The 14,907-nt window shown below is 72.7% G+C and carries 9 protein-coding genes; 5 read left to right on the top strand and 4 right to left on the bottom strand.

From position 1 onward, the window contains the following. Positions 1-634: 634 nt before the first annotated feature. Positions 635-1,486: a hypothetical protein gene (locus ABIA32_RS09275; RefSeq protein ID WP_370093467.1), complete on the top strand. Its 852-nt coding sequence runs from the start codon at positions 635-637 to the stop codon at positions 1,484-1,486. A gap of 306 nt (positions 1,487-1,792) precedes the next feature. Here the strand turns inward: ABIA32_RS09275 and ABIA32_RS09280 are convergent, their stop codons facing one another. From ABIA32_RS09280 to ABIA32_RS09295, 4 genes are all read right to left on the bottom strand, one after another. Further along, on the bottom strand, positions 1,793-3,034 hold the full coding sequence (locus ABIA32_RS09280) for an MFS transporter (RefSeq protein ID WP_370093469.1): 1,242 nt from the start codon (positions 3,032-3,034) through the stop codon (positions 1,793-1,795). A gap of 253 nt (positions 3,035-3,287) precedes the next feature. Continuing rightward, the gene (locus ABIA32_RS09285) at positions 3,288-7,364 is read right to left on the bottom strand and encodes an ABC transporter ATP-binding protein (RefSeq protein ID WP_370093471.1); all 4,077 of its coding nucleotides are present in this window, start codon (positions 7,362-7,364) and stop codon (positions 3,288-3,290) included. Between the two features lie 99 nt (positions 7,365-7,463). Continuing rightward, positions 7,464-7,898 (bottom strand): PPOX class F420-dependent oxidoreductase, encoded by a 435-nt coding sequence (locus ABIA32_RS09290; protein WP_370093473.1) that lies wholly within the window; start codon positions 7,896-7,898, stop codon positions 7,464-7,466. 218 nt (positions 7,899-8,116) lie between these two features. Then, positions 8,117-8,752, bottom strand: a complete 636-nt coding sequence (locus ABIA32_RS09295) for a TetR/AcrR family transcriptional regulator (protein ID WP_370093475.1) — start codon at positions 8,750-8,752, stop codon at positions 8,117-8,119. Positions 8,753-8,850: 98 nt separating this feature from the next. Here ABIA32_RS09295 and ABIA32_RS09300 point away from each other — a divergent pair, with 98 nt between their 5' ends. The 4 genes from ABIA32_RS09300 (at position 8,851) to ABIA32_RS09315 (ending at position 14,900) form a co-directional block, all read left to right on the top strand. Beyond that, positions 8,851-10,518: a carboxyl transferase domain-containing protein gene (locus ABIA32_RS09300; RefSeq protein WP_370093476.1), complete on the top strand. Its 1,668-nt coding sequence runs from the start codon at positions 8,851-8,853 to the stop codon at positions 10,516-10,518. Between the two features lie 27 nt (positions 10,519-10,545). Then, complete coding sequence (locus ABIA32_RS09305; RefSeq protein ID WP_370093477.1) at positions 10,546-12,627, top strand: biotin carboxylase N-terminal domain-containing protein; 2,082 nt, start codon at positions 10,546-10,548, stop codon at positions 12,625-12,627. Positions 12,628-12,636: 9 nt separating this feature from the next. Next, on the top strand, positions 12,637-13,611 hold the full coding sequence (locus tag ABIA32_RS09310; protein WP_370093478.1) for a hydroxymethylglutaryl-CoA lyase: 975 nt from the start codon (positions 12,637-12,639) through the stop codon (positions 13,609-13,611). Positions 13,612-13,709: 98 nt separating this feature from the next. Continuing rightward, positions 13,710-14,900: an acyl-CoA dehydrogenase family protein gene (locus ABIA32_RS09315; protein ID WP_370093517.1), complete on the top strand. Its 1,191-nt coding sequence runs from the start codon at positions 13,710-13,712 to the stop codon at positions 14,898-14,900. Positions 14,901-14,907: the final 7 nt, after the last annotated feature.

Below are 14,907 nucleotides of genomic sequence, written 5' to 3' on the forward strand. Positions count from 1 at the left end.
CCCTGAGCGGCAGGCGCTCCGGCACGTCACCGGCCGGAGGCCGGGAACGGGGCGGGGACGAGGCGGGGCGGGGACGAGGACGGGGCGGGCGACGAGGCCGGGGGATGCCGGGAACGGAGGCCGGGGACTGAGGCCGCGCAGGAGGCCGTGGCCAGGGACGGAGGGCGGCGCCGTGACTTTGAGCTGGAGGCTGGGGACTCAGCCCGGGCAGGGGACGGAGACCGCGCCGCAGGGCCGTGCCGCAACGTTGAGCCGGAGCCGGAGGAGCCGGAGGCTGGAGGCTGGCGCCTCAGCCCGGGCAGGGGACGGAGCCCGCACCGCAGGGCCGTGCCGTCGCCCTGAGCCGGAGCCGGAGGAGCCGGAGGAGCCGGAGGCTGGAGGCTGGCGCCTCAGCCCGAGCAGGGGACGGAGCCCGCACCCCAGGGCCGTGCCGTCGCCCGGAGCCGGAGGCTGGAGGCCCGGGCCGGGAACAGGGCCCGGGGCCGCGGGCTGGGGGCGGAGGGTGGGGATCGGCGGGCGCGGGTGGGGTGCCGATTCGCGAGGAGTCGCGGCAGGACGTTGGCGGGCGTGGCACTAGCAGGAGGTGTGAGTGGGTAGTTCCCTCCGGAGGAAGACGGCGCGGGGTGGTGGTGGGATGATCGGCGATCTGTGGGTGCTGGCAGCTCGGTTGGAGGATCCCGCGCGGGACGGCGTCACCGTCGCCGAGCCGAGGATGCTGGCGCTGGTCGCGGAGGACGGCGAGGCGCAGCGGGTGGACGGGTGGATTCCCGTCGACCGGGTCGAGTGGGACGCCTGGCGCGCTGCCGCCGGTCGCTACCTTGCCGTGGTCCAGAGCGCGGGGGCGGCGCTCGGCGCCGCCGAGCGGCGGGCCCAGCGGGCAGCCGGGCGGCTGCTGCCGGGACCCCGACGCCGCGCCGCGCACGCCGCCGAGACCGAATTCCTCGTCGCCGCCGGTGACTACGCCGCAGCCGTCCGCGCCGCCACCACCGCGTACTGGCCGATCCACTGCGAGATCGAGCGCAGGCTGGAGTCCCAGGCGGCGGCCCGCCGCTGGCTGGAGATCAGGGGCCGGTTCGCCGGTCAGGGTATTGAACCCGTCTGGGGATGGTCCTTGCGCGAGCTCGATCCCGAGCAGGGGCCCGGCCTGGTCGAGCTCACCGTCTTCCGCTGGGACGGAGAGGCCACGGCCGCCCCTGCCGACTTCGTCTCCCCCGACCGCTTCGGCGCCCAGGAGCTGGACCGCGAACTGCTGCGGCTGCGCGCCGAGTGGACCGTCCGCCGGATCGTCTGGGCCGAGGCCGCGCGGCGCCGTGTCGAGGAGGAGAACGGCGGCGTCCCCTTCGCCCTGTGGTGGCGGGCGGTCACCGCCCGCGTCGACGCCTCGGAGAAGGTGGTCCCGCCGCGCTCGCCCGGCGACGCGTTCACCGGTCCCCCGCCCGCCGGCCCGGGCCGGCGCCGCGTCGAGGTCCTGCAACTGCCGGAGTAGTTCCGGCGTGGGCTCCGCGCCGCTCCGGAACCGGGCCCGGTCACGTGTGTGGGTGCGTTCGCGCGCCGCGCCGCCCCGGTCGTCCGAGACGGTGGACACGTCCCGGTCGTCGTCGCGAGGCAGAGGTCGCGCGCGGCCTCGCGGTGCCGGGCGCCCCCGTAGGCACGCCGCGCGCCGCCCTGCCCGCGGCCCAGGGACCCGTTCGTCGCGGGTGCGGCACGGGTCGGCCTGCGGGTTCCCGCCCGGGGCCGCGGGCGCGGGTGAGCCCTGACGTCCCCGAAGGATCGTCGCCGGCCCGTGACTCCCTTACGCCGCCGCCGCGTTGGACGCGCCGGTCACGGTGTCGTGGGCGGCGCCACCCTGCTCGCGCGACTGCGCGGGGACGGCGAGCTCCGGCCACTCCGGCTGCTCCGCCGAGCCCGCGCGGGCGACGACGACCAGCGGGCCGGTCACCGCGACGAGGACCAGGGCGAGGGTCGCGCCCATCGCCGGGTAGCCGGCGTTTGACGCAAGCAGTGTGCCGGCCAGCGGGCCGCAGGCGACCCCGATCGAGGAGGCGGAACCGGCGAGCACACCCCAGCGGCCCTCCCGGTCCAGGGAGGCGGCTAGGCCGAGGAGGTAGCTCAGCACGAACGGGTAGACCGCGTTCCAGGCGATCTCGCCGACCGCGAAGGACGCGGCTCCGTGCGCACCACCGGTCAGCAGGACGCAGCCGGCTATCGCGAGCGTGCCCGCGCCGATCGGGAGGGCCGGTCCGAAGCGCGAGCCGACCAGGCCTGCGCCGAGGGTGCCGATGAGGCCTGCCCCGAGCGCCACCGCGAAGACCGCGCCGAGGACCGCCTCGGTCAGGCCCGCCCGGTCCAGGCCGATCCTGCCGCTCACTCCCCACAGCGCGTTCTGCGTCAGCGACCAGAGCATGAGGCAGACCGCAAGGGTGATGCCTGACCTCAGACGCGGCAGCGGCAACGACGCGCGCCCTCCCGAAGGCCGCCGCCCGGCCGCCGCCCCTACGCCGTCACCGACGCCGCTGCCGACCCCGCCGGGAAGACCTCGCATCGCCGGCAGCGCGAGCGCGCCGGTCACCGCGATGGAGGCGAACGCCAGGCCGTGGCCACTGCTGAGATGCGGCAGGGTCAGGAAGATGGCGCTCGCCAGGCCGGAGGTCACCAGCAGCCCGACCACCGATACCCGATGCGGATCGCTGCGCCGGGCCAGCACGGAGGCGGCGACCGCCGTCGCCGCGCCGGAGCCCGCCCCACCCAGCACACAGCCGAGCAGCAGCAGCGGCAGCGCGTGGGTCACCGCCGCCAGGCCGAAGCCGATGGCGAGCACCACGAGGGCGGTCCGGGCCACCCGCACCGGGCCGAGCCGGGAGACCCGGCCGGTGAGCGCGATGCCGGCGAGAGCGGAGGCCAGCAGCAGCCCGCTGCCCACCCCTCCCGCCTGGGTCGGGGTGAGCCCGAAGTCGGTGCCGAGGCGGCCGACGAGGCTGGGCAGCAGGTAGGGGGCCAGGTACCCGGAACAGAACAGGGCGACCAGAGCGAGCACGGCGGCCTCGGAGGAAGCTGGGGGCGGATCAGGGCGGTGGTGCGGCGCGCCCTACCCCCGTGCCGTGGTGCCGTTGAGCGGTGCGCAGAGAATGTCTATCAAAGCGGAAGGTGATCCAACAGATGGCCTTGAGCCACCTGTTCGCTCTGTTGTCCGGTTGCCGCTACGTCGACATAGAGACGAAATCTGACATTCCGTTGGCATCGACCGACGCCGCCCGGTCCCCACGGCCCTCGCCGTGCTCCGCCGCGCCTCAGCGCACCGCCGCCGTCGCCTCCTCCTCGCCCACGAAGGCACGCCACAGCCGCGCGTACGCGCCGCCCGCGCGCAACAGCTCGACGTGGGTGCCGTCCTCCACGATCCGGCCGTGGTCCATGACCACCACCCGGTCGGCGCGCGCCGCCGTACTGAGCCGGTGCGCGATCACCACCGTCGTGCGCCGCTTGCCGCCGTGCCGTGCCAGCCGGTCGGCGGCGCGGTTGACCGCCGCCTCCGTGGCCAGGTCGAGCGCGGCCGTCGCCTCGTCCAACAGCAGCAGGTCCGGGTCGACCAGCTCGGCGCGGGCGAGCGCGATCAGCTGCCGCTGACCCGCCGACAGGTTCCGGCCGCGTTCGCTGACGCGGTAGAGGTAGCCGCCGTCCAGGCGGGCGATCATCTCGTGCGCGCCCACGGCGCGCGCGGCCGCCTCGACCTCAGCGTCGCTCGCGTCCGGTCGGCCGTAGGCGATGGCGTTGCGGATGGTGCCCGCGAAGAGGTACGCCTCCTGCGGCACCACGCCGAGCCGGTGTCGGTATCCGGCCAGGTCGAGCTCGCGCACGTCGCGGCCGTCCACCCTGACCGTGCCGCCGGTCACGTCGTAGAACCGGGCCAACAGCTTGACCAGCGTCGACTTCCCGGCACCGGTCTCGCCGACCAGCGCGACCGTCTGGCCGGCCGGTATCCGCAGCTCCACGGCGGTGATGGCCTCGGGCTTGCGGGCCGGCGCGACGCCCGCCGCTGCGGTGGTCGCCGTGCCCGCCTGGTCGCTCTCCGGATCCGATGTGGCCGCGAGCGCCGCGTTGTAGGCGAAGTGGACGTCGTCGAAGTGGACCTCGCCGCGGAGCCTGCCGACCTCCGCCGGACGCGCGGCCTGCGGCGTGGACGTCGGGGTGCGCAGCAGCTCGCGGATCCGGGTGAGGCCGACCGCCGCCTGCTGGTAGCCGTCGAACACCTGCGAGAGCTGCTGCACCGGGGAGAAGAACAGGTCGATGTAGAGGAGGTACGCGACCAGTGCGCCCGTGGTCAGCGTCCCCGCGGTGACCCGGTTGGCGCCGACGATCAGGACCAGCGCCGCCGCGACGCTGGAGAGCAGCTGCACGAACGGGAAGTAGAGCGAGATGTACAGCTGCGCCCGGACCCTGGTGCGCCGGTACTCGTCGCTGCGCTCGGCGAAGCGGTCGCGGTTGTGCTCCTCGCGTAGGAAGGCCTGCACGATGCGCATCCCGGCGACGTTCTCCTGCAGGTCGGCGTTGACCGTGCTGACCTTCTCCCGGCTCAGCTTGTAGACCTTGGACGACTTGGCCCGGAACACGAGCGTCGCCAGGATCAGCACCGGCAGCACCGCGAAGACGTAGAGCGCCAGGCCCGCGTCCAGCACCAGCAGCACCACGAAGATGCCGCCGAAGGTGAGCAGGCTGACGACCGCCGTGACGACGCCGGTCTGCAGGAAGGAGGTGAGCGCGTCGACGTCGGTGGTCATCCGGGTCATGATCCGGCCGCCGAGCTCCCGCTCGTAGTAGTCCAGACCGAGGCGCTGCAGGTGCGCGAAGATCTTGACGCGCAGGCCGTAGAGGATGCGCTCGCCGGTGCGCCCGCTGACCTGGGTCTCGGCCATCTGGACGCCCCAGTCGGCCAGGACGATCAGCAGGGCGATGACCGACACTACGGCGACCGCGCCGCCCGCGGCCTTGGTGACGCCGTCGTCGATGCCGTGCCGGATCAGGATCGGCAGGGCCAGCGCGGCCAGCGCGTCGAGGGCGACCAACAGCAGGGCCAGCAGCAGCGGCCCCTTGAACGGTGCCAGCATCCGGCGGAGGTTGAAGCCGGGATCGGGCGTGCGGGCCTGGTCCAGCGGGACCGCCGGGGTCTCGTCGGCCGGGGGTAGCGCGGCGACCTTGGCCAGCAGTTCGGGCGTGGCCGCCATGCTGCCCATGGTGGCGTGCATGCCGCCGGGGCCACCGGGGTGACCGCCCGCGCCGCCGGCCTGGCCGGCCGGGGCCGGCGCGTCCGGATCGAGCTCGGGGTGACGCTCGCGGTCCCAGAGCCCGGGGGTGACACCATCGGGGCGCTGCTCGGCGTCAGCGGCCGCTTCGGCGTCCAGCTCGGCGACGCGGCGCTCCGCGTCCTCCAACTCGGCGGCGAGGAGCGAGTCGGTCAGCAGCTGGGCCGCCGGGTCGGCCTGGCGGACGTCCCCGGCCATCGCGTCGGGGTCGGTGAGCAGTGACCGGTAGAGCGGGCAGCGGGCTTCGAGCTCCGCGTGGGTGCCGATGTCGACCAGGTGCCCGCGCTCCAGCACGCCGATCCGGTCGGCGAGCTGGAGGGTGGAGCGGCGGTGGGCGATGAGCAACGTGGTGCGGCCGGCCATCACGGTGCGCAGGGCCTCGTGGATCTCGGCCTCGACCTGGGCGTCGACAGCCGAGGTCGCGTCGTCCAGCAGAAGGATGCGCGGGTCCGCGAGGATCGCGCGGGCCAGCGCGACGCGTTGGCGCTGGCCGCCCGAGAGGGTGAGCCCCTGTTCGCCGACGACCGTCTCGTAGCCGTCGGGCAGTTCACCGATGAAGCCGTCGGCCTGCGCGGCGCGCGCGGCGGCCACGACCTCCTCGTCCGTGGCGTCGGGACGACCGTAGGCGATGTTGGTGCGCACCGACTCCGAGAAGAGGAAGCTGTCCTCGGGGACGATGCCGATCGCGGCGCGCAGCGAACGCAGCGTCAGGTCGCGGACGTCGTGGCCGTGCACCCGGACGGCGCCGGCGGTGACGTCGTAGAAGCGCGGGACCAGCATCCCGACCGTCGACTTGCCGGAGCCGGAGGAGCCGACCAGTGCGACCGTCTCCCCGGCCCGCAGGCTGAGGTTCAGCCCGCGCAGCACGGGCTCGGCGGAGGAGGCGTAGCCGAAGTCCACGTCCTCGAACGAGACGGCAGGGACCGGCTCGGCGCCGCGCCCCGCCGCGTCCCGGTCGAGCTCGTCCAGCCCGTCGAGCTCGTCCAGTTCGTCGAGACCCTTGAGACCGTTGAGGTCTTCGAGTTCGTCGAGTTCGAGGTCGATCGCGGAGGCGCTCTCCTTGATCACGGGGCGCTCGTCGATCAGCTGGAGCACCCGCTCCACGCTGGCGCGGGCCTGCTGGCCCACGGTCAGCAGCATGGTGAGCATCCGGACGGGGCCAGTCATCTGCGCGATATAGGTGGAGAAGGCGACGAAGGTGCCCAGGGAGACCTGGCCGCGGACTGCCAGCCATCCGCCGAGCGCCAGCACGGCCACCTGGCCGAGCGCGGGGATGGCCTGCATCGCGGGGCTGTAGCGGGCGCTGAGCCGGATGCCGCGCAGACGCTTGGCGTAGAGGCGGCGGCTGGTGGACTCCAGCCGGCCGAGCTCCTGCTCCTCCTGCCCGAAGCCCTTGACCACGCGGACACCGGAGACCGCTCCGTCGACGACCCCGGCGACCCGGCCGGCCTCCTGCTGCGCGGACCAGGTGGCCGGGAAGAGCCGCTTGCGGCTCAGCTGCGCGAACCACCAGAGCGCGGGGGCCATCGCCAGCGCGATCAGCGTCAGCATCGGTGACAGGAAGAACATCACCACGAGGGAGGTCAGGAACATCAGGATATTGCCGGTCATCATCGGCAGCATCGAGAGCATCCCGACGATCATCTGCAGATCGGAGGTGGCCCGGCCGACGACCTGCCCGGTGTCCAGGCTGTCCTGCTTGGCGCCGTCGAGGCGGGTCAGCGAGTCGAAGAGGTCCTGCCGCATGTCGTGCTGGACGTCCATGGCCAGTCGGCCACCCCAGTAACGGCGTACCAAGGTCAGCAGGAAGACCAGAACGGCCGCCGCGACCAGGGCGATGGCCCAGGGCGCGAGCGGACTGCTGTGGGTCGTGATGACGTCGTCGATGATGTGCCGGGGAATGAGCGGCACCAGCGCGCTGATGGCCATGCCGAGCAGCGAGGCGCCGAAGGACAGCAGTACGTTGCCGCGGTAGCGCCAGGCGTAACCGCTCAGCCGACGCACCCATCCGGGCCGGGACCCGGTCGAGGGGGCTGCGGCTTCCCCCGGAGACTTATGAGCCTGAGACATATTTAGCGATACTAATCTTCTCGTCGGTCAGCTGTCCATGCCCGTAATGGGACTTACATCGAGGCGCTCGCCGAGCCCTCGGCCACCCGGTGGAGGCGATCACCAGCCGCCCCAGCCATAGCTGCGCTCCACCGCGATCCGGACGACCAGACGGCGGTCGGCCACCATGGCCGCGCGGTACTCGTCCCAGTCCGGATGCTCGCCGGCGATCCGCCGATAGACGTCCACCAACTCCTCGACCGTCGCGTCGTCGGGTGCGGCGGAGACGGGAGTCAGCTCGGCCGTCCCCTCGACCACGGCGTAGCCGCCGAAGTCGGGGCGGGTCACGTAGAAGCTCACCCGGGGATCGCGGCGCAGGTTCGCGACCTTGGCCCGATCGGCCGTCGTGGAGAAGCGGATCAGGCCGCGACCGCCGACGTCCGAGTCGAAGACGAAGCTGACATTGGAAAGCTGCGGGCGCCCGTCCCGCTTGAGCGTGACCACCGCCCCATGACGCGAGCCTGCGATGAGGCCGGCGAGATCCTTCTCTGCCATCGTGCGTCCTCCCGTGCGCCGGATGCCAACTGGGTCAGCACCAGAGTGGCTCGCGCTGTTCCCGACCGCACCAGGCGCGGGCCCCAGCCGTGCGCGGCCTTGGTCGTAGGCCTTGCGACCGAGCGCGGACGAGGCCGGGACGCGGGTGCGGGCGGAAGCGGGGCGCGGGCGCAGGCGGAAGCGGGGGCGGGCGGAAGCCGGAGTGCGGGCGGAAGCCGCTACTTCGCCGACGCCGCCGCCGCCAGCGCGCCCAGGGCGAGCCGGTGGAGCAGGGCCGCCATCGCCGCGCGGCCGTCGGGATGACCCGGATCGCCGAGACCGGCCGTGGCGCCGTGCGGGGTGGAGTGCGGAGTGGAGTTCAGCAGGCCGAAGACGGCGTGGACGGCCGGGCGGGCCTCCGCCCCGAGCCCGGGGAAGACCTGCTGGGCAACGTCGACCCACAGTTCGACGTACTGGCGCTGAAGGCTGCGGACCCGGCGGCGCTCGGGATCCGGCAGATTGAGCAGTTCCCGGTCGTGCAGCGTGATGAGCGCGCTCTCGTCCAGGGCGAAGTCGACATGGCACTGGAGCAGCGAGTCCAGCGCCTCCCTCGGCCCGGCCGCCGCGTCCACCCGGCTGCGGCCCTGCTCCAGCAGCCGCTCGCTGATCCCGACCAGCAGGTCGGCCAGCATCGCGTCCTTGCCGGCGAAGTGCCGGTAGAGGCCGGGACCGCTGATGCCGACGGCGCGCCCGATCTCGTCCACGCCCACGCCGAGGAAGCCACGCTCGGCGAAGAGCCGCGCGGCTTCGCGACGGATCTGGGCACGGCGGGGATTCTCAGTCGGAGGGCTGGACGGACTCGACGGCTTTGCCATTGGGCCATCGTAGACAGAGCTGTTAGGCGGCGTTAACCTGAGGGCGATAAGTTAACGCTCGTTCACTGGCGCAAGCTGGAGCAAAGGAGCTCTTGGCGATGGCAGCTGCTCCCCTCCCCACCGGTTTTCCGCCGGGCCCGCAGGCCCCCGCGGCCGCACCCCGGCTGGAGAGCGCGGCGGACCCGACCTCGGCAACCTTCCGGGCCAATGTCGCGGCCCACCAGTCGCTGACCGACGAGCTGCGGGCCAAGCTGGCCGCAGCCGCCGAGGGCGGTGGCGCGCGGGCCCGGGAGCGCCATACCTCGCGCGGCAAGCTGCTGCCGCGCGAGCGGGTCGACACGCTTCTGGACGCCGGCTCCCCCTTCCTGGAGCTGTCGCCGCTCGCCGCCGACGGCCTCTACGGCGGGGACGCCCCCGCTGCGGGTGTGATCGCCGGTATCGGGCGGGTGGCCGGGCGCGAGGTCGTCGTCGTGGCGAACGACGCCACCGTCAAGGGCGGCACCTATTACCCGATGACGGTCAAGAAGCACCTGCGGGCGCAGGAGATCGCCCTCGACAACCGACTGCCCTGCGTCTACCTGGTCGACTCGGGCGGCGCCTTCCTGCCGATGCAGGACGAGGTCTTCCCCGACCGGGACCACTTCGGCCGGATCTTCTACAACCAGGCACGCCTCTCCGCCGCCGGCATCCCGCAGCTGGCGGCCGTGCTGGGCTCCTGCACGGCGGGCGGCGCCTATGTCCCGGCCATGAGCGACCAAGCCGTGATCGTGCGCAACCAGGGGACGATCTTCCTCGGCGGACCGCCACTCGTGAAGGCGGCGACGGGCGAGGTCGTCACCGCCGAAGAGCTCGGCGGCGGCGAACTGCACTCCCGCACCTCCGGCGTGACGGACCACCTGGCTGAGAACGACACTCACGCGCTGGCCATCCTGCGCACTGCCGTCGCCGGGCTCGGCCCGCGTGCGGCGCGGCCGTGGGGGGTCGAGCCGGTCGAGGAGCCGAGCGTGGACCCGGCCGGCCTCTACGGCGCCGTGCCGGTAGACCCGCGCACGCCGTACGACGTGCGCGAGGTCATCGCCCGGGTGGTGGACGGCAGCCGTTTCGCGGAGTTCAAGGCCGAGTACGGCCAGACCCTGGTCACGGGCTTCGCCCGGATCCACGGCCACCCGGTGGGGATCGTGGCCAACAACGGCATCCTCTTCGCCGAGTCGGCTCTCAAGGGCGCGCACTTCATCGAGCTCTGCGACCAGCGCGGCATCCCGCTGCTCTTCCTGCAGAACATCTCCGGCTTCATGGTCGGCCAGAAGTACGAGGCGGGCGGCATCGCCAAGCACGGAGCCAAGATGGTCACCGCCGTGGCCACCACCCGCGTGCCCAAGCTCACCGTGGTGGTCGGCGGCTCGTACGGCGCAGGCAACTACTCGATGTGCGGGCGGGCCTACTCCCCTCGCTTCCTGTGGATGTGGCCCGGCGCCAAGATCTCCGTGATGGGCGGCGAGCAGGCCGCCTCCGTGCTGGCCACCGTGCGCCGCGACCAGTACCAGGCGCGCGGCGAGGAGTGGCCCGCCGAGGCGGAGGAGGAGTTCCGCCGCCCGGTGCGCGAGCAGTACGAGCGCCAGGGCAACGCCTACTACGCCACGGCCCGGCTCTGGGACGACGGCGTGATCGACCCGATGGACACCCGCACCGTGCTCGGCCTCGCGCTGAGCGCCTGTGCCAACGCCCCCCTGCCCGAGCCGCGCCCGTACGGCGTCTTCCGCATGTGACATGACGAGAGGTCACCTCCTGTGCCTATGTTCGAGAGTGTTCTGGTGGCCAACCGCGGCGAGATCGCGGTTCGGGTCATCCGCACGCTGAGGCGCCTGGGCATGCGGTCCGTCGCCGTGCACAGCGCCGCCGACGCCGGGGCGCCGCACGTCCGGGCGGCCGACACCGCTGTACTGATCGACAGTTACCTCGACGGCGCCGAACTCGTCGCCGCCGCGAGGCGTGCCGGAGCCGAGGCCGTGCACCCCGGCTACGGGTTCCTGGCCGAGAACGCGGCCTTCGCCCGTTCCTGTGCCGAGGCCGGACTGGTCTTCATCGGCCCGCCCGCCGAGGCGATCGAGCTGATGGGCGACAAGATCCACGCCAAGGAGGCCGTCCAGGCCGCCGGCGTGCCCGTCGTCCCCGGCAGCAGCGGCGACGAGTTGGACGACGCCGCACTGCTCGCGGCGGCCGCCGAGATCGGCCTGCCGGTGCTGCTCAAGCCCTCCGCCGGCGGCGGAGGAAAGGGCATGCGCCTGGTCCACGACGCGGCGCGGCTGCCCGAGGAGATCGCCGCCGCGAGGCGCGAGGCCCGCACCTCGTTCGGCGACGACACCCTGTTGCTGGAGCGGTGGATCGACCGCCCCCGACACATCGAGATCCAGATCCTCGCCGACGCGCACGGCAACGTCGTCCACCTGGGCGAGCGCGAGTGCAGCCTCCAGCGGCGCCACCAGAAGCTGATCGAGGAAGCCCCTTCCGTGCTCCTCGACGAAGCCACCCGCGCCCAGATGGGTGCCGCCGCCGTGCGTGCGGCGAAGTCCTGCGGCTACACGGGCGCAGGCACCGTCGAATTCATCGTCCCCAGCGGCGATCCCTCCTCCCATTTCTTCATGGAGATGAACACCAGGCTCCAGGTGGAGCACCCGGTGACCGAACTCGTCACCGGCCTGGACCTGGTGGAGTGGCAACTCCGCGTTGCCGCGGGCGAAGTGCTCCCCTTCGCCCAGCACGACGTCACTCTCACGGGACACGCCATCGAGGCGCGCATCTGCGCCGAGGACCCCAGCCGTGGGTTCCTGCCCTCCGGAGGGCAGGTCCTCTTGCTGCGTGAGCCGGAAGGGGAAGGGGTCCGGGTCGACTCCGGACTGGCCCCCGGCCTGGTCGTCGGCAGCAGCTACGACCCGATGCTGTCCAAGGTCATCTCATACGGCCCCGACCGGGCCACCGCCCTGCGCAGGCTGCGCGCCGCCCTTGCGGAGACGGTCGTGCTCGGGGTCGTCACCAATGCCGGCTACCTGCGCCGGCTACTCGCTCATCCCGACGTCGTCGCGGGTCGTCTCGACACCGGTCTGGTCGAGCGCCACCCGGAGCTGACGCTAACCCCGACCGATGACAAGAGCCAAGCCGACTCCGTCGAGCCTGTGGATAACCTGCCGCTGCTCGCTGCCGCCCTACTCAGGCAGCTCGCGCTCGCGCCCGCCACCGGCGCCGACGACGCGGGCGCGGGCGCGGCAGGCTCCGGCTGGGTGGACCCCTTCGACCGGCCGACCGGCTGGCGCGTCGGCGGCACCCCGGCTTGGGCCCGGCATCACCTGCGACTCCCCGGCACCGACCCGGTTCTCGTCCTGGTCCGACCGTACCGGGGCGGCGGCTTCGAGGCCCGTGTCGGCGAAGGCCCGGTCGTGCGGGCCGAGGCGCGGGCCGAGTTGGAGCACGGGGCGGGTCGGCTGACGGTCACCGTCGCCGGCATCACCCGCGGCTTCGCCTGCGGCGTCGAGGGCGCCAGGAACGGCGACGGCACGATCTGGCTGGCCCGCGACGGAGACAGCTGGGCCTGCCACGTCCACGACCCGCTCGCCGACCTGTCCTTCGGCGCGGCCGGCGCCCACGGCGGCACGCTCACCGCGCCGATGCCCGGGACGGTCACGCTCGTCAAGGCCTCCGTCGGCGACCAGGTGAAGCGCGGTCAGGCCGTGCTCGTGCTGGAGGCGATGAAGATGGAGCACGTCATCACCGCACCGCACGACGGCACGGTGCAGCAGCTCAAGGTCGTGCCCGGCGGCACGGTTGCGATGGACGAACTGCTCGCCGTGATCGCCCCGCTCGCCGAGAACACGGAATCCTGAGGAGTGGTGATGACCGATCACGAACCCACCGTGCTGGAGCTGGGCCTGCCCGCTCCGGTGCGCTCGGACGGATTGCCCGCGCGGGTGCGGATCCATGAGGTGGGGCCGCGCGACGGGCTGCAGAACGAGTCCGTGGCACTGCCGGTCGAGGTCAAGGCCGAGTTCATCGCCCGGCTCGCCGGGGCCGGGCTGCGCACCATCGAGGCGACGAGCTTCGTCCACCCCAAGTGGGTGCCCCAACTCGCGGACGCGGAGGAGCTCTTCCCGCGCCTCGCGGGGCTGCCCGGGGAATATCCGGGGCTGCGGCTGCCGGTTCTGGTGCCCAACGAGCGCGGCCTGGACCGTGCGCTGGCTCTGGGCGCCACCGACATCGCCGTCTTCGCGAGCGCCACCCAGACCTTCGCGCAGCGAAACCTGAACCGTTCGGTGGCCGAGTCCCTGGAGATGTTCGCGCCGGTGGTCCGCCGGGCGACCGAGGCCGGAGTGGCTGTCCGCGGCTACCTCTCCATGTGCTTCGGTGACCCGTGGGAGGGCCCGGTCCCGACCGATCAGGTCGTCGCCGTGGGCCAGGCCCTGCTGGAACAGGGCTGCACCGAGCTGAGCCTGGGCGACACCATCGGAACCGGCACGCCCGGCCAGGTCGAAGCCCTGCTCGCGGCCTTCGCCGGCGCGGGCATCGGCCCGGAGCTGCTGGCCGTCCACTTCCATGACACCTACGGGCAGGCGCTGGCGAACACTCTGACCGCACTGCGCTGCGGAGTCAGCGTGGTCGACGCGTCGGCCGGGGGCCTCGGCGGCTGCCCCTACGCCAAGAGCGCCACCGGCAACCTCGCCACCGAGGACCTGCTCTGGATGCTGCAGGGCCTCGGCATCGAGACCGGCGTCGACCTGGCCGCCCTCGCCGCCACGAGCCAGTGGCTGGCCGGCCGACTGGGCAGGCCCAGCCCGTCCCGAGCCGTCCGCGCACTGGTCGGCTCCGGCTGAGTCGACCCTCGTCCGCTGCCGCACTGCGGTGAATCCGACCGCCGACGGCACTCGTCTCGTCCCTCACGCCTCCCCACCCTCAGGAGACCGTCATCATGCTGGACCACCGTCTCGACCCCGAGCACGAAGAACTGCGGCGCACCGTCCGCGAGTTCGCCCAGGACGTGGTCGCCCCCAAGATCGGCGACTACTACGAGCAGAACGAGTTCCCCTACGAGATCGTCCGCGAGATGGGCCGGATGGGCCTGTTCGGGCTGCCCTTCCCGGAGGAGTTCGGCGGCATGGGCGGCGACTACTTCGCGCTCTGCCTGGTGCTGGAGGAGCTCGCCCGGGTCGACTCCTCGGTGGCGATCACCCTGGAGGCGGCCGTCTCGCTGGGAGCGATGCCGATCTACCGGTTCGGCACCGAGGAGCAGAAGCGCACCTGGCTGCCGAAGCTCTGCTCGGGCGAGATGCTGGGCGCCTTCGGCCTCACCGAGCCGGAGGGTGGCTCCGACGCCGGCGCCACCCGGACGACGGCCCGGTACGACGAGGCCACCGACGAGTGGGTGATCAACGGCTCGAAGTGCTTCATCACCAACGCCGGCACCGACATCACCGGTCTGGTGACCGTGGCCGCGCTCACTCCTTCGAGCGAAGATTCGAGCGATTCCTCGCCGACGCGGTCCATCTCCACCATCATCGTGCCCACGGGGACGCCGGGCTTCACCGTCTCCAAGAAGTACTCGAAGGTCGGCTGGAACGCCTCCGACACCCGCGAGCTCTCCTTCGCCGACTGCCGGGTGCCCGCGGCCAACCTGCTCGGCGAGCAGGGCCGGGGCTACGCCCAGTTCCTGCGGATCCTCGACGAGGGGCGGATCGCCATTGCCGCTCTGGCCACCGGTCTGGCCCAGGGCTGCGTAGACGAGTCGCTGCGCTACGCCGCCGAGCGCCGGGCCTTCGGCCGCCCGATCGGCGCCAACCAGGCGATCCAGTTCAAGATCGCCGACATGGAGATGCGGGCGCACACGTCGCGTCTGGCCTGGTACCACGCGGCCAGCCGGATGCTGGCGGGTGAGCCCTTCAAGAAGGAGGCGGCGATCGCCAAGCTGCACTCCTCCGAGACGGCCGTGACCAACGCGCGCGAGGCGACGCAGATCCACGGCGGCTACGGCTTCATGAACGAGTTCCCCGTGGCCCGGTTCTGGCGCGACAGCAAGATCCTGGAGATCGGCGAGGGCACGTCCGAGGTGCAGCGGATGCTCATCTCGCGCGAGCTCGGAATGACCTACTCACCGATGACGTACTGACCTGAGC

Origin of the sequence: Streptacidiphilus sp. MAP12-20, from assembly GCF_041262525.1 — a bacterium.
Lineage (GTDB): Bacteria > Actinomycetota > Actinomycetes > Streptomycetales > Streptomycetaceae > Streptacidiphilus.